The organism is Marinobacter sp. L-46 (genome assembly GCF_056859535.1).
The window spans coordinates 21,966-38,178 of the sequence record NZ_JBSXOP010000049.1 but is presented as its reverse complement, the minus strand read 5'-3'; the positions used below and the strand labels follow the sequence as shown (position 1 = coordinate 38,178).

The 16,213-nt window shown below is 59.1% G+C and carries 17 protein-coding genes; 4 read left to right on the top strand and 13 right to left on the bottom strand.

Going from position 1 to position 16,213, the window contains the following annotated elements:
* Positions 1–24 precede the first annotated feature (24 nt).
* The 7 genes from AC13DJ_RS06555 to sufB form a co-directional block, all read right to left on the bottom strand.
* The gene (locus AC13DJ_RS06555) at positions 25–483 is read right to left on the bottom strand and encodes a SufE family protein (RefSeq protein ID WP_474540067.1); all 459 of its coding nucleotides are present in this window, start codon (positions 481–483) and stop codon (positions 25–27) included.
* Entirely contained in the window at positions 480–1,022 is a 543-nt protein-coding gene (gene sufT / locus AC13DJ_RS06550) for a putative Fe-S cluster assembly protein SufT (RefSeq protein ID WP_022989288.1), read from the bottom strand. The genes AC13DJ_RS06555 and sufT overlap by 4 nt, the downstream gene beginning before the upstream one ends.
* A 232-nt stretch (positions 1,023–1,254) precedes the next feature.
* Positions 1,255–1,611, bottom strand: coding sequence for a HesB/IscA family protein (locus AC13DJ_RS06545; RefSeq protein WP_474540068.1), 357 nt, complete (start codon positions 1,609–1,611; stop codon positions 1,255–1,257).
* A gap of 12 nt (positions 1,612–1,623) precedes the next feature.
* Entirely contained in the window at positions 1,624–2,877 is a 1,254-nt protein-coding gene (locus AC13DJ_RS06540) for a SufS family cysteine desulfurase (RefSeq protein ID WP_476130843.1), read from the bottom strand.
* Between the two features lie 5 nt (positions 2,878–2,882).
* The gene (sufD, locus tag AC13DJ_RS06535) at positions 2,883–4,166 is read right to left on the bottom strand and encodes a Fe-S cluster assembly protein SufD (protein ID WP_476130841.1); all 1,284 of its coding nucleotides are present in this window, start codon (positions 4,164–4,166) and stop codon (positions 2,883–2,885) included.
* Positions 4,167–4,181: 15 nt separating this feature from the next.
* A complete protein-coding gene (gene sufC, locus AC13DJ_RS06530) occupies positions 4,182–4,943 on the bottom strand; it encodes a Fe-S cluster assembly ATPase SufC (protein WP_022989292.1) in 762 nt (253 codons plus the stop codon).
* 108 nt (positions 4,944–5,051) lie between these two features.
* A complete protein-coding gene (gene sufB, locus AC13DJ_RS06525; protein ID WP_058341736.1) occupies positions 5,052–6,500 on the bottom strand; it encodes a Fe-S cluster assembly protein SufB in 1,449 nt (482 codons plus the stop codon).
* 284 nt (positions 6,501–6,784) lie between these two features.
* Here sufB and AC13DJ_RS06520 point away from each other — a divergent pair, with 284 nt between their 5' ends.
* Positions 6,785–8,104 carry a ferredoxin reductase family protein gene (locus AC13DJ_RS06520; RefSeq protein ID WP_482934171.1) on the top strand — a complete coding sequence of 440 codons (1,320 nt, stop codon included), beginning with the start codon at positions 6,785–6,787 and terminating at the stop codon, positions 8,102–8,104.
* Here AC13DJ_RS06520 and trhP read toward each other — a convergent pair.
* The gene (gene trhP / locus AC13DJ_RS06515; RefSeq protein ID WP_474540072.1) at positions 8,101–9,414 is read right to left on the bottom strand and encodes a prephenate-dependent tRNA uridine(34) hydroxylase TrhP; all 1,314 of its coding nucleotides are present in this window, start codon (positions 9,412–9,414) and stop codon (positions 8,101–8,103) included. The two genes, AC13DJ_RS06520 and trhP, sit on opposite strands and share 4 nt — an antisense overlap.
* Before the next feature lie 188 nt (positions 9,415–9,602).
* On the opposite strand from trhP, the gene AC13DJ_RS06510 reads away from it, so the two are divergent.
* Positions 9,603–9,959 (top strand): helix-turn-helix transcriptional regulator, encoded by a 357-nt coding sequence (locus AC13DJ_RS06510; protein WP_022989295.1) that lies wholly within the window; start codon positions 9,603–9,605, stop codon positions 9,957–9,959.
* Here AC13DJ_RS06510 and fabB read toward each other — a convergent pair whose 3' ends face one another.
* Positions 9,960–11,171, bottom strand: coding sequence for a beta-ketoacyl-ACP synthase I (fabB, locus tag AC13DJ_RS06505; RefSeq protein WP_482934170.1), 1,212 nt, complete (start codon positions 11,169–11,171; stop codon positions 9,960–9,962). It lies immediately after the preceding gene.
* A gap of 11 nt (positions 11,172–11,182) precedes the next feature.
* The gene (fabA, locus tag AC13DJ_RS06500) at positions 11,183–11,692 is read right to left on the bottom strand and encodes a bifunctional 3-hydroxydecanoyl-ACP dehydratase/trans-2-decenoyl-ACP isomerase (RefSeq protein WP_022989297.1); all 510 of its coding nucleotides are present in this window, start codon (positions 11,690–11,692) and stop codon (positions 11,183–11,185) included.
* 217 nt (positions 11,693–11,909) lie between these two features.
* Here fabA and AC13DJ_RS06495 point away from each other — a divergent pair, with 217 nt between their 5' ends.
* The gene (locus AC13DJ_RS06495) at positions 11,910–12,425 is read left to right on the top strand and encodes an SRPBCC family protein (RefSeq protein ID WP_482934169.1); all 516 of its coding nucleotides are present in this window, start codon (positions 11,910–11,912) and stop codon (positions 12,423–12,425) included.
* A 5-nt stretch (positions 12,426–12,430) separates the two neighbouring features.
* On the opposite strand, the gene AC13DJ_RS06490 is transcribed toward AC13DJ_RS06495, so the two are convergent.
* Positions 12,431–13,615, bottom strand: a complete 1,185-nt coding sequence (locus AC13DJ_RS06490) for an NnrS family protein (RefSeq protein WP_473801578.1) — start codon at positions 13,613–13,615, stop codon at positions 12,431–12,433.
* A 123-nt stretch (positions 13,616–13,738) separates the two neighbouring features.
* Between AC13DJ_RS06490 and AC13DJ_RS06485 the strand changes: the two genes are divergently transcribed.
* Positions 13,739–14,107, top strand: a complete 369-nt coding sequence (locus AC13DJ_RS06485) for a SirB2 family protein (protein WP_094623685.1) — start codon at positions 13,739–13,741, stop codon at positions 14,105–14,107.
* 1 nt (position 14,108) lies between these two features.
* On the opposite strand, the gene AC13DJ_RS06480 is transcribed toward AC13DJ_RS06485, so the two are convergent.
* Both AC13DJ_RS06480 and AC13DJ_RS06475 read right to left on the bottom strand, forming a co-directional pair.
* On the bottom strand, positions 14,109–14,930 hold the full coding sequence (locus AC13DJ_RS06480) for an ion transporter (RefSeq protein ID WP_473801579.1): 822 nt from the start codon (positions 14,928–14,930) through the stop codon (positions 14,109–14,111).
* Between the two features lie 137 nt (positions 14,931–15,067).
* Entirely contained in the window at positions 15,068–16,201 is a 1,134-nt protein-coding gene (locus AC13DJ_RS06475; protein ID WP_473801580.1) for an NnrS family protein, read from the bottom strand.
* Between the last annotated feature and the right edge of the window lie 12 nt (positions 16,202–16,213).

Genomic DNA, 16,213 nt, shown 5'->3' with positions numbered 1-16,213 from the left:
GGGAAACCCTGTGTTTAAGCCGGCTCAGACTGCTTCTGTGGCTGCAATATCACGGATCTTGCCAACCATGGCACGCAGGCCGTTGCCGCGTGTGGGAGAGATGTGGCGGAACAGGTCGAGTTGCTCGAACAGTTCGTCGATATCGGTGGCGAGCAGGTCGCGGGGTGTCTTGCCGTTCAGGGCCACCAGGATGATGGCGGCCAGGCCGCGCACGATGATGGCGTCGGAGTCGATCAGCAGGAACAGTTTGCCACTGTCTTCATCATAATGATGGATTAGCCAGACCTGACTTTGGCAGCCGTGAACGTAGTTCTCTTCGATGCGGGCCTCACCCGGAAACGCCGGCAGCTGTTTGCCCAGGTCCACGATGTAGGCGTAGCGTTCTTCCCAGTCATCCAGGAATTCGAAGGCGTCCAGAACGTCTTCCAGGGTGGTCTTGGTGCCGATAGGGTTCTCGAGAAACTGTTCCTTGCAGGCGGTCATAGCATTCCCAGTTCAAGCTTGGCTTCGTCGGTGAGCATATCGTTGTTCCAGGGCGGATCAAATGTGAGGTCTACGGTCACTTTGTCCACGTTGGGCACATGCTCCACCTTGGTTTGTACATCGTTGGTGATGACCGGCCCCATGCCGCAGCCAGCCGCGGTGAGGGTCATCTTGATGTACACGTGGTTGCCGTCTTCGGTGCCGTTCTGGATCTGGCAGTCGTAGATCAGGCCCAGATCCACCACGTTCACCGGAATTTCCGGGTCGTAGCAGTTACGCAGGGCTTCCCACACCTGGTTTTCGTTAACCGTGCCGTCTTCCGGGGTCTCGAAGCTGCTTTCCAGGGGCTGTTTGCCCAGCGCATCGGCGTCGTGGCCTTCAATCCGGGCCAGGTTGCCGTTCACCGCCACGGTAAACGTACCACCGAGGGACTGGGTGATGGTCACGAAGGTGTCCGACGGAATCATGATCTCCGTACCGGAAGGCACCAGCCGGGCTTCCACTTCGCGCTTTGTCAGTACGACTTCCCGTTCTTGCATGCTCAATCAGCCTTTTTAAAGCTATTTCTTGCCACGAAATCCACGAAAGAACACGAAAAAATTAAATGCTTTTGGGCCACGGACACTCGCTGACGCTCACGGACAAAAGATAAGAACTGCTTTGTTGTTGTCCGTGTGATTCCGTGAGTGTCCGTGGCAAAAATCCCTAATCTTTTTTCTTTAATCTTTATTTCGTGTTCTTTCGTGGATTTCGTGGCAAAAGTATTGGTCTTTAAGCCACCGTAAAACTCTCGCCGCACCCGCATTCCGCCGTGGCGTTGGGGTTGCGGAAGCGGAACAGGGAGTTCACGCCTTCGGTGACAAAGTCGATTTCAATGCCATTCACCAGGGGCAGGTGTTCCTGCTTTACGTACACATCCACGCCGTCGATGGTAAAAATGCGGTCGTCGGGCTCGGGGGTTTCTACCCACTGGGTTTCGTATTTGAAGCCGGAGCAGCCACTCTTTTTGATGGCCAGGCGAATGCCCCTGGCTTCCGGTTTCTTGTCCAGTTGTTTGCGAATGTGTTTGACCGCTGTCGGGGTCATGGTCACGTTCACGGTGTTCGGGGTGAAGACTTCGGCTGTCATGTTTCCACCTCCTCAGGCAAACAGGCGCTGGATCTTCTGCAGGCCGGTGAATAATTTCTCGACCTCTTCCAGCGTATTGTAGAACGCAAATGAAGCCCGGGCTGTACCGGGTACTCCGTAGAAATCCATCAGAGGCATGGCGCAATGATGGCCGGTGCGGATGGCAATGCCTTGCTGGTCCAGCAGGGTGCCGATGTCGCTGGGGTGCAGGCCGGCGATCTTGAACGACATCACCGGTACTTTCTGTTTCGCGGTACCGATGATTTCCATGCCGGGCACGGTTTCCACCAGCTCGTTGGCACGGGCCAGCAGGGCGTTTTCGGCTGCTTCCATGGCCTTGCGGTCCAGGCTGTCCAGGTAATTGATGGCTGCCGCCAGGCCAACCGCTTCGGCGATGGCCGGGGTGCCGGCTTCAAATTTGTAGGGCAGCACGTTCCAGGTGGTACGCTCGAACGATACCCGCTCGATCATTTCGCCGCCGCCCTGGTACGGGGGCATCTCTTCGAGCAGTTCTGCGCGGCCATACAGCACACCAATACCGGTGGGGCCGAACAGTTTGTGGGAAGAGAACACGTAGAAGTCGCAGTCCAGTGCCTGCACATCCGGCTTGAAGTGGGGCACGGCCTGGGCCCCGTCAATCAGGGTGATCACACCCTGTTTCTTCGCCTGCTCGATCAGCGGCGCAATCGGGTTTACCGTTCCCAGCACGTTGGAGACGTGGGTAAGGGCCAGTACCCGGGTGCGCTCGTTCAGCAGGCTGTTGAAAGAGTCCAGGTCCAGCTCGCCTTCAGGGGTCACCTGTACAGGAACCACCCGGGCGCCGGTACGCTCGGCCACCATCTGCCAGGGCACGATGTTGGCGTGGTGCTCCATATGGCTGACCAGGATTTCGTCGCCGGCTTTCAGGCGCGGGGCCAGGCCGTTGGCCACCAGGTTGATGGCCTCGGTGGTGCCGCGGGTCCAGATGATTTCGTTGGTGCCGGGTGCGTTCAGGAAGTGGCGAACCACTTCCCGGGCACCCTCAAAGGCGGTCGTGGCCCGGTCGCCCAGGGTGTGGGCGCCTCGGTGCACGTTGGAGTGCATTTCCCGATAGTAGCGGTCCATGGCATCCAGCACGGCGACGGGCTTCTGGGCCGAGGCGCCGTTGTCCAGATACACCAGGGGCTTCCCGTTGATTTCCTGTGCCAGGATCGGGAAGTCGCGGCGGATGCTTTCCACATCAAATGCCGGCGAGGTGGTGTTGGTTGCCACAGACAGATCGGTCATGCCGCTCAGGCCTCCTGAAAGGTTTGATCGAAGAAATCATTCAACCGCGCCTGGGCGGTGTCTCGCACGGCTTCTACCGGAATCTGCTCGACCAGCTCGTTGATGAACGCCATGGTCAGCAATACGTTGGCCTGCCGGCGACCGATGCCTCGGGAAACCAGGTAGAACACGGAAGTTTCATCCAGCTGGCCAATGGTAGCTCCGTGGGCGCACTTGACGTCATCCGCGTAGATTTCCAGCTCCGGCTTGGTGTCGATCTCGGCACCGTTGGAGAGCAGCAGGTTCTTGTTGTTCATATCCGCGTTGGACTTCTGAGCGTCCTGGTGGATATGAATCCGGCCATTAAACACCGCGTGGGACTGGTCCGCAGCAATGTTGCGGTAGGTCTCTTCGCTGTTGCAGTGGGCGGCTACGTGGTCAATGGAGGTGTGGTTGTCGTAGTGCTGTTTACCCTGGGTAACCACCACGCCATTGAGCTTGGTTTCCGCACCTTCGCCTTCCAGGCGAACTTGCAGGTCGTGCCGGCGCAGCGGGCCGCCGAAGCCTACGCAGTGGCTCTCGAAGCGGGAGTTGCGCTGTTGCAGTACGCCGGTAGCGCCAATGTGCTGCACGGTTTCGCCTTCCATGGTCAGGCGAATGCTGGTGATGTTGGCGCCATCAGCCAGCTGGAATTCGGTAACGGTATCAACCAGGGCCGCAGAATCCCCTTCGGAAACATAGGCTTCCACCAGCGTCATCTGGCTGTTGGTGCCGGCCTCGACAAAAATGCGCGGGAAGGCAGATCCATTCTGGGAGGCAGCGGTTTCATGGATGATGAACAGGGGCTTGTCCAGCACCGCGTTGGCGCCAAGGCGAATCAGCAGGCCGTCTTCAAAGCGGGCGCTGTTGATCTGGGCAAACTGGGTTTGCTCTGCATCGAGGGTGCTGCCCAGTTTCTGCGCCAGGGCGCTGGCGTCGTCCGCATCCAGGTCGCTGAAGTGCTGAACGGTGATGCCGCCCTGGTCCGGGTACTGGCTGTCGGCGCGGTTGATTGCACCGTTGTTGAGCACAATCCGGTAACCGGGTACGTCCAGGCTGCTGGCCTTTCCGGTAGCCGGCAGGGTGGCGGCCATGTCTTCGGTCAGCTTCAGGTACTTGCTGGAGTATTTCCAGTTTTCGGTTTTCCGGGTCGGCATGTGCATGTCGGCCAGTGCTGCAGCCCGCTCGTTACGCAGTGCCAGCAAAGGTTCCGGCAGGGATTGCCCGGCCGGCTGCAGGAAAGCGCCGGAAAGCATAGGTACAGATTTCATTCCGCGGCCTCCTGATCAGTTGCTGGTGTCTTCGTCTTTGATGCCCAACCAGCCGTAACCTTTTTCTTCCAGTTCCAGGGCCAGTTCGCGGCCGCCGGATTTGACGATTCTGCCGCCGGCCAGTACGTGCACGTAATCCGGCACGATGTGGTTCAGCAGGCGCTGGTAGTGGGTCACCATCAGGATAGCGCGGTCTTCGGCACGCAGGGCGTTGACGCCGTTGGATACGACTTGCAGGGCGTCGATGTCGAGGCCGGAGTCGGTTTCATCCAGAATGGCCAGTTTCGGCTGCAGCAGCAGGGCCTGCATGATTTCGTTACGCTTTTTCTCGCCACCGGAGAAACCTTCGTTCACGCCGCGCTTGAGGAAAGCCGGGTCCAGGTCTACCTGCTTGGAGACTTCCTTCGCCAGCTTCATGAATTCGGCGGCGTTCATTTCTTCTTCGCCCCGGTGCTTGCGCATGGCGTTTACGGCGGTGCGCAGGAACTGCAGGTTGCTTACGCCGGGGATTTCCACCGGGTACTGGAATGCCAGGAAGATGCCTTCGCGGGCGCGCTCTTCGGTTTCCAGGTCCAGCAGGTTGTCGCCGTTGAGGGTGACTTCGCCGCTGGTGACTTCAAATGCGTCGTTGCCTGCCAGAACCTGTGACAGGGTACTCTTACCGGAACCGTTCGGGCCCATGATGGCGTGAACTTCCCCGGCTTTGATCTCCAGGTTGATACCCTTGAGGATTTCTTTGCCCTCAACGGAGGCGTGCAGGTTTTTGATGCTCAGCATTTGTACGCTTCTCTCTTTTTAACCGTCTGAATTCTTTTCCTGCCCCAAGTATGGGGGAGTCAGCCATCAGGGTGTCCCTTCCGGGATACTTGTGTGTATGCCGTCTCGTTAACCAACGGAGCCTTCAAGGCTGACTTCCAGAAGCTTGCCGGCTTCCACGGCGAACTCCATCGGCAACTCCTTGAACACTTCCTTACAGAAACCGTTCACGATCATGGACACTGCCTGCTCCGGGTCGATACCGCGCTGACGGCACAGGAACATCTGCTCGTCGCTGACCTTGGAGGTGGTGGCTTCGTGTTCCACGATGGCCGATTTGTTCTTGCTTTCAATGTACGGGAAGGTGTGGGCGCCGCAGCGGTCGCCGATCAGCAGCGAGTCGCACTGGGTAAAGTTACGCGCACCTTCTGCACCCGGGCCGAATTTCACCAGGCCGCGGTAGGCGTTTGAGCTGCGGCCGGCGGAGATGCCCTTGGATATGATGGTGCTCCGGGTGTTTTTGCCCAGATGGATCATCTTGGTGCCGGTGTCGGCCTGCTGGTAGTTGTGGGTTAGGGCGACGGAGTAGAACTCGCCTACGCTGTTCTCACCACGCAGTACGCAGCTCGGGTATTTCCAGGTGATGGCGGAGCCGGTTTCTACCTGGGTCCAGGAGATCTTGGAGTTTTTGCCGATGCAGGCGCCGCGCTTGGTGACGAAGTTGTAGATGCCGCCTTTGCCGTTTTCGTCGCCCGGGTACCAGTTCTGTACGGTAGAGTATTTGATCTGGGCGTCGTCCAGGGCGACCAGTTCTACCACCGCTGCGTGCAGCTGGTTTTCGTCCCGCATGGGGGCGGTGCAGCCTTCGAGGTAGCTTACGTAGCTGCCTTCTTCGGCGATGATCAGGGTACGTTCGAATTGGCCGGTGTTGGCGGCGTTAATCCGGAAGTAGGTGGACAGTTCCATGGGGCAGCGAACGCCCTTCGGGATGTAAACGAAGGAGCCGTCGGAGAATACGGCGGAGTTCAGGGCGGCGAAGTAGTTGTCGCCGGCCGGGACTACGCTGCCCAGGTATTTCTTCACCAGTTCCGGATACTTCTGTACTGCCTCGGAAATGGGGCAGAAGATCACGCCGGCTTTTTCCAGCGGTTCCTTGAAGGTGGTGGCTACCGAAACGGAATCGAAGACCGCATCAACCGCTACACCGGCCAGCTTGGCCCGTTCGTGCAGGGGGATTCCCAGTTTTTCATAGGTGCGCAGCAGCTCCGGATCAACGTCGTCCAGGCTCTGGGGCATGTCTTCTTTTTTCTTGGGCGCGGAGTAGTAGGAGATGGCATCGTAGTCCACCTTCGGGAAGTCCACGTGGGCCCATTCCGGCTCGTCCATTTCCAGCCAGCGACGGTAGGCCTTCAGGCGCCATTCCAGCATGAACTCCGGCTCCTGCTTGATCTCGGACAGGCGGCGGATTACGTCTTCGTTGAGGCCGGGTTCGAAGGTGTCGGATTCAATTTCGGTCACGAATCCGTGTTCGTATTCCCGTTTGATCAGCTCTTTCACCTCTTTATCGGTGGTCGCCATGATCGTCGCTCCGTAATTCTCTCATCTGGGGCTTGGTGCCTGAGTGGCGGGAGGACTGGGCGCTTTGCCCGGTTTCCCGTTGTTTCTGGCGAGTGATTATACAATACCAGAGTAATTTAGTCAGGTATTAAATCGGTCGTGTAAGGATTATACCTTAGTCAGCCTTTCAGCCCCAGATGAATGGAACATTAACGCCTTGCTCAGCGAAGGTTCAGGCGGCCTGTTGCAGGCTGTGGTTGCGGAAGGCAATCCGCCTTCTGTGAGGGATCTGGGGAAGCTGAATCATGTTGCTTGTTCTTGTTGGTGTAATCGCTTTGGTAACCGTTGGTTGGGCGTATCAGCTAATGGCTCCGGGCTATCCGGATGCCGGTTCCACTGTCTGGGCTGTGTATCTGGAAAGCCTGTTTCTAAGTGGCCTGCTTTCGGTGGCGTTGATGTCGATGGTCATGGTGCTGGCGACGCGTCCGGCCTGGCTCGAAAAGCCGCTCGGGGGCATGGATAAGATCTATCGTCTGCACAAGTGGGGCGGGATTATGGCGGTTTTGTTTGCCGCAGCGCACTGGTTGCTGGAAATGTCGGAGGACCTTTTCGAGAATCTAGCGGGCCGTGGCGCCCGGCTGGATGCCGATGAGTTCTCGGCGTTTCCGGGCGGGCTCCGGGATCTTGGCGAAGACCTGGGTGAGTTTGTTATTTATCTGATGTTCGCCATGTTGTTGCTGAGCCTGTGGCGTCAGTTTTCCTACCGTTTGTGGCGGCCGTTGCATCGCGCAATGCCTGCGCTGTATCTGTTGGTAGTGTTCCATGCGGTGGTGCTTGCTCCTGCCGGGTATTGGCAAGGGCCACTGGGGTGGTTGATGGCGGTCTTGTTTGTAGCGGGCAGCGTTGCCAGCGTTTGGTCGCTGACGGGGCGTATCGGGGCCGGGCGCTCAAGCGAAGGAACGGTGATTTCGGTAGAGCGGGTGTCCCGCGATATTCTCGAGGTGACTTGCAAGCTGGCTGATACCTGGCGCGGGCATCGTGCCGGCCAGTTTGCTTTTGTGATCTTTGACCGGTTTGAGGGGCATCACCCGTTTACGATCGCCAGTGCAGACCGTGGCGACAAGACTGTGACCTTTGCCATCAAGGCTCTGGGAGATTACACGCAAAAGCTGTCAGGTCGTTTGGTTGCAGGAGATCCGGTGAAAGTGGAAGGCCCCTATGGCCGGTTCCAGCTTGATCGGGCCAGGGCCGGTGTTCGGCAGATCTGGGTAGCAGGCGGAATTGGTATTACACCGTTTCTGGCCTGGCTGGAGTCATTGGATTCGCGAGGCGAGGATGAGGTTCGGGCTGATATTCACTACTGCGTGACAGATCCCGGACATGATCCGTTCGTGGCTCGGATGGAATCCCTGTGCGCGGCCCGTCCGGGGGTTGATCTGCACCTGCATGGTGGGGCCAGTGGCAGGCTGACGGCTGAGGCTCTGGCTGCGGATGCCGCCCGCGGTGAGCGAGCAGAAGTATGGTTTTGCGGGCCACAAGGGATGGCGGACAGCCTCCGCAAAGGGCTGCGGAGGCTTTGGCCGGGACGGGTGCGCTTCCACCAGGAAGCCTTCCGGATGCGTTAACCGGCCGGCAGGATGCGGGTCAGGTAGCTGAATTGCAGGGATTCAGGCAGGCCTTCCGGCTTGGGAATGCGCACAAAGTGGCCGCTGCCCGGTGCGTATTCCATGGCTTCACCATTGCGGTTTTCCATGGCGTTGGCACGGAAGTGAAGGTTGCCGGCCGGGGTTATCAGTTCCAGTTGGTCGCCCGGCGCGAATTTGTTCTTCACGTCGATGGTGAGCCATTGCTCGTCCGCGTCGCTGATGGTGCCCACCACCTGCTGGGTGCCCAGATAGGACGAACCCTGTTCGTAGGTCTGGTATTCCTGGGGCACGTGGCGGCGCAGGAAGCCTTCGGTGTAGCCGCGGTTAGACAGCGCTTCCAGTTCGTCCATCATGTGCATGTCGAAGGGCTTGCCGGCCAGGGCATCGTCTATGGCCTTGCGGTACACCTGGGTGGTGCGGGCCACGTAGTAGGTACTCTTGGTGCGGCCTTCGATTTTCAGGGAGTGCACGCCCATGTTCACCAGTTCGGCTACATGCTGGATGGCACGCAGGTCCTTGGAGTTCATGATGTAGGTGCCGTGCTCGTCTTCGTAGGCGGGAATGAATCCGCCCGGGCGGTTGGGTTCTTCCAGCAGGATTTCTTTGGGTTCGAAGGTTTCTACGCTGTCGGCAGAGGTGGCGATCAGGTCGCCGGTCTGGTCGTGACTGTGCTGAACCGGCTTGTAGTTCCAGCGACAGGCGTTGGTGCAGGCGCCCTGGTTGGCGTCCCGGTGGTTCATGTAGCCAGACAACAGGCAGCGGCCGGAGTAGGCCATGCACAGGGCGCCGTGTACGAACACTTCCAGTTCCATTTCCGGCACTTTCTCACGGATCTCGCGGATTTCGTTCAGGGCCAGCTCCCGGGACAGGATCACCCGGTTGATGCCCTGGCGGCGCCAGAATTCCACGGTGGCCCAGTTTACGGCGTTGGCCTGCACCGACAGGTGGATGGCCTGGTCCGGCCAGTTTTCCCGTACCAGCATGATCAACCCGGGGTCCGACATGATCAGGGCATCCGGCTTTTGCTCCAGCACTGGGGCAAGGTCTCTCAGGTAACTGCGCACCTTGTCGTTGTGGGGTGCGATGTTGGAAACCAGGTAGAACTGTTTACCCAGTTCGTGGGCCCGTGCAATCCCTGCCCCCAGGGCTGCAACGTCTTTGAAACTGTTGTTTCTTACTCTCAGGGAGTACCTTGGCTGGCCGGCGTACACGGCATCGGCACCGTAGGCAAAGGCGGTTTCCAAGTGTTCGGGGGTGCCGGCGGGCGCAAGCAGTTCCGGGAAGGTCATGGTATCTCCGGGTTGTTCAGAAATTGATCGGGTGCAGTGAGGGCATTATGAAAAAACGGAAGTTTGCCGCAAATAGGTGGTTGTGCCATTGATCTCGCTCAAAGGTCTTATTGATCAGTTTCGGCTAACATGTGTACGCTGATGGAGTTTGCAGATTGGGCCAGCATGAAATAGCAGGAGGAACCAGCATGGCGTCAGAGCCAGTAAGGCCTGAAAATTCAAAGCGTTCCCTGAGTATTCGGGTAAGTAAGCTGATCCGGGTTCAGTTGGAGCGGGGAAAGGTAGGTGTGGAAACGGTGGCCGGGCAGTTGAATATGAGCCGCTACACCCTGCACAAAAAGTTGCGCGAAGAGGGACTGACGTTTGCAGCCTTGTTGGAGCAAGTGCGCCGAGAGCAGGCACTGACTTACATGAAGGATAAAACCAAGCCGCTGGTAGAAATCGCCGAACAGCTTGGTTTCTCGGAGCTGAGTGCATTCAGCCGGGCGTTCAAGCGCTGGATGGGCACTCCGCCGGCTGAATACCGCTCACTCAGGCTGTCCTGATCACACCTTCTTGAAGATCAGGGTGGCGTTGGTGCCGCCGAAGCCGAAGCTGTTGCTCATCACCAGGTCCATGTTCTGGTTGTCCATGCGTTCACGAACGATGGGGTAGCCTTCGGCACCTTCATCCAGGTTCTGGATGTTGGCAGACGGGGCAATAAAGCCTTCCCGTTGCATGATCAGGCTGTAGATTGCCTCATGCACGCCGGCGGCACCCAGGGCGTGGCCGCACAGGGGCTTGGTGGAACTCAGCGGTGGAATCTTGTCCCCGAAGGTTTCCTTCAGGGCTTTCAGCTCGGTTACGTCGCCAGCCGGGGTGCTGGTGCCGTGGGTGTTGATGTAGCTGATTTCGCCGTCGATGTTGGCCATGGCCTGTTTCATGCAGCGAATGGCGCCTTCACCGCTCGGGGCAACCATGTCGGCGCCGTCAGAGGTGGCACCGAAGCCGACCAGTTCGCCCAGGATGGTGGCACCGCGGGCTTCTGCGTGTTCCAGGGATTCCAGTACCAGCGTGCCGCCACCACCGGAGATCACGAAACCGTCACGGTCTGCATCGTAGGTGCGCGAGGCCTGTTCCGGCGTGTCGTTGTACTTGGTGGACAGTGCGCCCATGGCATCGAACATCAGGCTCAGGGTCCAGTGGATGTCTTCGCCACCGCCGGCCAGCATCACATCCTGGCGGCCCAGGGCGATCTGGTCAGCCGCGTGGCCGATACAGTGGGCACTGGTCGCGCAGGCAGAGGTAATGCCGTAGTTGATGCCGGTAATACCGAACGCCGTGGTGATGGACGCGTTGATGGCGCTGCCCATGGTGCGGGGAACCCGGTAAGGGCCTACCCGGCGAATGCCTTTGTCGCGATGGGTGTCGATCGCATCCAGCAGTTCCACGGTGGACGCGCCACCGGTGCCGAATACGGCGCCCGTGGTGTTGGCACGCAGCTGCTCGTCGGTCAGGCCTGCCTGCTCGATGGCTTCTTTGGCTGCCAGGTAGCAGTAGCCTGCCGCCGGGCTCATAAAGCGCCAGATCTTGCGGTCGATCAGCTCGGACAGGTTCAGGTCGATCTTGCCTGCAACGTGGCTGCGCAGGCCGTTGTCCCGGGCTTCCTCGCTGAAGGCAATACCTGAGCGGGATTCACGAAGGGACTGGGCGACTTCTTTCTGGTTGTTGCCAAGGCTGGAGACAATCCCCATGCCGGTAATAACTACGCGACGCATCGTTCTAACTCCTAAAAGTCATCTGTAGAGGTGAACAGGCCAACCCGAAGGTCCTTGGCGGTATAGATTTCCCGCCCGTCCACTTCCATGCGGGCATCCGCAATGGCCATGGTCAGCTTGCGGCGGATGAGCCGCTTGATATCCAGGTAATAGGTTACCTTTTTGTTGTCAGGCAGGACCTGACCAAAGAATTTCACTTCGCCGGCACCCAGTGCCCGGCCCTTGCCTTCGCCACCGCTCCAGGCCAGGAAGAAACCGACCAGCTGCCACATGGCGTCGAGGCCCAGACAGCCCGGCATTACCGGGTCGCCTTCGAAGTGAACCTTGAAGAACCAGAGGTCCGGGTTGATGTCCAGTTCTGCCACCAGACTGCCCTTACCGTAAAGGCCGTCATCGGCGCCCACGTGGGTAATGCGGTCGACCATCAGCATTTCGTCGATGGGCAGGCGCATGGCGCCAGGGAATAATTCGCCATGGCCACAGCGGATCAGGTCTTCTTTGTCAAAGTGATCAGGGTACATGTTGCCAGTATCTCTATTGCAAAATGATGTACTGATACTTTAGCGCCTGATTCAGAAACGGCTATTGACCTTTAGTGGATGATTGCCGCAAACACCCCGTTTTTGTGCCTGAAACCCTGCTCCTGGCGTTGATGCTCATCAAGGTACCCGGGCGCGGCCCTTGCTACCGTGTCGGACTATTCAAATCTGTGCGGTTGGCGGTTCGGAAGGAGGTGTTATGTCCGCAGAACACGAGGTGATCACAGGCTCCCTGGCACTGCAGGACGGGCGCGTAACGGCCCGGCTGGAGCGGGTGACGGATCATTCGCCGGAGCTGGTCTGGAAGATGCTGACGGATTCTGTACACCTGGCCAGCTGGCTGGCGCCGGGCACGCTGGACGCCCGCACCGGTGGCCGGGTTCAGCTGGATTTCGGTAACAGTGGCACGCCCATTGATTGTCGGATATCGGCCTGTGAGCCGCACCGCTTGCTGGTGTATTCCTGGAGTGCCGGCGATGATCCGGAGCGGCCGTTGCGGTGGGAACTGGTGCCGGAAGGCGATGGCACCCGGTTGTCGCTGACCCTGTTGCTGCCAGATGATCACCTGGTGCCGATTGCCTGTGCCGGCTGGGATGCACACCTGGAAATGCTGATGGCAGCGCTGGAGGGAATCAGTATTCACTTTCCTGCAGGCCGCTTCCGAGCCGCCCGCAGTTACTTTGAACAGTGCCTCAAGGAGAAGCTGGCGGCCTGAGCCGCTCAGCCTTCCCGACCGTCTGCCCTGGGCCGTGCCAGTACCCCGGCATAGCGCACCAGGAACAGTCCGTAGGCAATCATCCATAACAGGGTGCTGGTGCCAATGCCCGGGTGCCACGGGATGATGCTCAATGCGGTGAGCACCCGGATAACCGCCGCCAGCTGAATGGCGACGAACGCCAGCACCATTCCCTTCGGAAGTTTCAACGGCCGGCCGGTATGGCCAAGGGAGACCCGGGCAATCACGCCCAGGATCAGGCAACCGACAGCACCTGCGCCTGCTGCGTGGCTCCAGGCGTTGGAGGGCCAGTCTGCAACCAGCGAGCCTGCCAGCAGCAACAGCGCGACCGGTACCCAGAGAATAGACAGGTGCAGGATCCACAGCAGTGGCTCGGAGCGCGCCAGCCAGCCTTTCCAGTTATACAGGCGAACCAGCATCAGCGCGGCGGCAACCACGGCGATTACGGCCGCCAGGGTTTTCCAGCCGGTTACCAGGGATGCCATCAGCAGGATCATCGAAAACAGGGCGGCCATGTCCAGCCCCGGAATCATTTTCACCGCCTCGGCGTTGCCACCGCGCTGGCGCAGCCAGCCGGCAGTGAAGGCCGGCGTGATGCGGCCGCCGATGATGCTGATCAGCGCCAGGGCCATAATCAGCGCGCCGTAGCTAAAGGACATATCCAGCCGGGTAACGAAACCGATCTGCATCAGCCACAGCAGGCCCAGAACGACCATAATCATGGCCTGGCGTTTCTGGCGCGCATGCCATACTCGCCATCCGGCATCGATCATCACCAGTGGCAGAAAAGCCAGGTTAACGCCCTGAACCATCCAGTCCGGCAGGTTTCCACCCAGGGCCAGCAGCAGGCGACCGGCCAGCCAAACGCCCCAAAGCAGCGCCAGGGGAAGGCCGTGGGTGCGTTCTGTTTGCGTCCATACACAGACGGCGGTCAGCAGAAAGCCGGCAATGGCCGCCGACAAAAACCCGAACAGCATTTCATGCTGGTGCCAGAACAGGGCAGGCATGGCCAGTGGTAACTGCAGAACGCCGGTTACTTCCAGAACCCAGACCGGTATGGCCACAAGGGTCAGTACCGTCATGGACAGGAAGAAAATCCGGAACGGATAGGAAAATAACTGGCTGACGCTGGCGGGTGCCTGGTCAGCGGAGTTGGGTATGGCCTGCATGGAGATCTCCCAAATACATATATTACAGGTATATGTTAAATCTGCGTGCCTGTATTAACCATACCTGCTTGGGGGTAGTTTGCGTACAATGGCCGCAAATCTCTTGTAACCGAAGGAACTTCCATGTCGTACACGATCCTGAAGCACCTGCACATGACCACAGCCTACCTTACTATCACACTCTTTGCGCTGCGGTTGCTGCTGGATGCGGTAGGCCGGCCGGGCTGGCGCCAGACACCGCTGCGGTTCATTCCCCACATCAATGACACCATTTTGCTGGTGGCGGCGATTTCCCTGCTGTTTGTGGCGGGTTATGCCTCGGCCATGCCGGGCTGGCTGATTGCCAAGATCGTACTGCTGTTTGGCTACATTATTGCTGGTGTGTTTGCCCTGAAAGCCACGCTGGGCAAGCCGGCCCGCATCACCGGTGCCGTACTTGCCCTGGTCCAGGTCAGCGCCATCTTCCACCTGGCCATGGCCAAGCCGTTCTGAATCAGCGTTTCTCGCTGACCTGCTTCGTCAGTTCCTTCAGCTGTTCCTGGACAGCCTGGAGCTGACGGGCAATTTCATCCCGTTCGTCGTGGGCTTGCTGGGCCTGCTTGGCATTTTGTTCCTCGCTCATCACCTCCAGAATCGCCCCAATCATCATGTTCAGGAATACAAAGGCCGTCAGGAAGATAAACGTCAGGTAGTAGATCCAGCTCATGGGATAGGCCTCCATGGTGGCGTACATCACGTCGGTCCAGTCCTCGAAGGTGGCGACCCGGAACAGGGTGAGCATCGAGATGGCCACATCGCCCCAGAGTTCTTCGTCCACACTGGCAAAGAACATTGAGCCCATGGCGGCATAGATGTAAAAGATGATGAACATCAGCAGGGCGATGTAGCCCATGCGCGGAATGGCTTTGAGCAGGGAATTGATCAGAAAGCGCAGTTCCGGCACTACGGACACCAGTCGCAGCACCCGGAAGACCCGCAGCAAACGGCCCAGAAGCACCGCCTCGGAGTTGTCCAGCGGGATCAGGCTGCCGATCACTACCAGGGTGTCGAACAGGTTCCAGCCGTCCATCAGGAACCGGCGCTTGACCGGGCAGGCGGCGAAGCGAAACAGGATTTCCACCAGGAAGAACAGCGTGATGGCGTTATCCAGAACGGTCAGGGTCTGTTCAACCAGCGGCGGGAGTTCGTAGGTTTTTGCGCCGATGGTCAGGGCCGAGAGAATGATGATGGCAATCACAACGCCCTGAAACACCTTGCTCGATTCAATGCGTTTCAGTTGATCAAAACTACTTGTGGGAGTTATGTCCACAGACATCGTTCAGGCTCCGGATTAGGTTGGCGCGGCAATTCTAATCATCCGGAGCAGCGGGTGGTAGCTCTGTGACGGCGGTTTAATCCACCAGCTGAACAATCAGCTGCCATTCTTCGGAGGGTTCGGTCTTTACCAGCCATTTAGCCATTGTTGGCCTTTCCTTTCTTGGTGAACGCGGAGTACAGGTGCAGTAGTTGAGCGAACAGGCCTAGATAGGCCAGGCTCCAGGCGCCGGCCGCCAGCCAGAGCAAGGCAGGCTCGCTGAAAGGCACAGGGCCTGCCAGGTACCGGCAGATACTGGCGAGTGCAGTAAGTACCGCAATAGCCAGAACCTGCCACGCTGGCGGGAAGCGCCGGCAGGCCCGTTGCCAGGCCAGGCGTAACATCACACTGCAAGACAGGGTGCCCAGGGCGCCAACGGCAATCACGTGCAACGCGGGCAACAGGGCGTGGCCAGCAACCAGGTGCACGCCGGTAACCGCCGCCCCGGCGGCCAGCCAGAGATAACCGATGGCCAGCACCAGCAGGTCCGGGCGGTCGGTACAGTGCCAGAGTTTCCAGCGGGCCACCCGAATGGCAATCAGCAGGCTTGAGGCCAGCAACAGCAGGCCAGCCAGTTTTTCCGTAGCGGTAAACAGAATGCACACCATGGCGAGGGGCAGAATCGCCAGTAACCAGCCTTCTATTAATGGCTGAACCCGGGCTTCCAGCGGTATGCCTTTCTTCTCCAGGGTGCCGGCCACCGCCGGCGCGATGATGCGCCCGCCCATAAACGTCATCAGCAACAGTAAACCGATGATGGCGGTGTGCAGAAGAAAACGGGTATCGGGGAAGGGAAGGCCGACGCGCACCAGGAAGTAGACCAGGGCCATCAGGCAGAGCACTAGGATTAGCGGGCCGGCAACCTTGTTGCGCCACTTTTTGGCGGCCTGGAAACGGGGCACCACGTAGCGTGCCAGTAACAGGGCAAAGGCCGGGCTGAGCAGTTGGCTGACCAGCCAGTCCGGTGCCAGCAGCCAGCTCACACGGGCCGCAAGCCAGAGCCCGAACAGGGGGCCGAGTATTCGCCAGGGTTGGGGGCCAAGGGTGTAGCCGGCAATCAATGCCAGGGCAAAGCCGAAAACCAGTTCGTGGCCATGGCCCGCGCCAATCAGCCCCGGCGGCCAGCCGGTGCCAGACAATACGGCGAACAGGGACAGGGGAACAACCAGGGCAGCCCAAAAGGCAGCAGCGGGAAAGAACAGCCAGAATGCGTGCAGGGGCTTGCCAGCCACGTTTAACAGACC

Excerpts from the sequence above, each read along its gene's own strand:
- AC13DJ_RS06555 (WP_474540067.1), bottom strand. The coding sequence starts at position 483 with ATGACCGCCTGCAAGGAACAGTTTCTCGAGAACCCTATCGGCACCAAG.
- sufT (WP_022989288.1), bottom strand. The coding sequence starts at position 1,022 with ATGCAAGAACGGGAAGTCGTACTGACAAAGCGCGAAGTGGAAGCCCGG.
- AC13DJ_RS06545 (WP_474540068.1), bottom strand. The coding sequence starts at position 1,611 with ATGACAGCCGAAGTCTTCACCCCGAACACCGTGAACGTGACCATGACC.
- AC13DJ_RS06540 (WP_476130843.1), bottom strand. The coding sequence starts at position 2,877 with ATGACCGATCTGTCTGTGGCAACCAACACCACCTCGCCGGCATTTGAT.
- sufD (WP_476130841.1), bottom strand. The coding sequence starts at position 4,166 with ATGAAATCTGTACCTATGCTTTCCGGCGCTTTCCTGCAGCCGGCCGGG.
- sufC (WP_022989292.1), bottom strand. The coding sequence starts at position 4,943 with ATGCTGAGCATCAAAAACCTGCACGCCTCCGTTGAGGGCAAAGAAATC.
- sufB (WP_058341736.1), bottom strand. The coding sequence starts at position 6,500 with ATGGCGACCACCGATAAAGAGGTGAAAGAGCTGATCAAACGGGAATAC.
- AC13DJ_RS06520 (WP_482934171.1), top strand. The coding sequence starts at position 6,785 with ATGTTGCTTGTTCTTGTTGGTGTAATCGCTTTGGTAACCGTTGGTTGG.
- trhP (WP_474540072.1), bottom strand. The coding sequence starts at position 9,414 with ATGACCTTCCCGGAACTGCTTGCGCCCGCCGGCACCCCCGAACACTTG.
- AC13DJ_RS06510 (WP_022989295.1), top strand. The coding sequence starts at position 9,603 with ATGGCGTCAGAGCCAGTAAGGCCTGAAAATTCAAAGCGTTCCCTGAGT.
- fabB (WP_482934170.1), bottom strand. The coding sequence starts at position 11,171 with ATGCGTCGCGTAGTTATTACCGGCATGGGGATTGTCTCCAGCCTTGGC.
- fabA (WP_022989297.1), bottom strand. The coding sequence starts at position 11,692 with ATGTACCCTGATCACTTTGACAAAGAAGACCTGATCCGCTGTGGCCAT.
- AC13DJ_RS06495 (WP_482934169.1), top strand. The coding sequence starts at position 11,910 with ATGTCCGCAGAACACGAGGTGATCACAGGCTCCCTGGCACTGCAGGAC.
- AC13DJ_RS06490 (WP_473801578.1), bottom strand. The coding sequence starts at position 13,615 with ATGCAGGCCATACCCAACTCCGCTGACCAGGCACCCGCCAGCGTCAGC.
- AC13DJ_RS06485 (WP_094623685.1), top strand. The coding sequence starts at position 13,739 with ATGTCGTACACGATCCTGAAGCACCTGCACATGACCACAGCCTACCTT.
- AC13DJ_RS06480 (WP_473801579.1), bottom strand. The coding sequence starts at position 14,930 with ATGTCTGTGGACATAACTCCCACAAGTAGTTTTGATCAACTGAAACGC.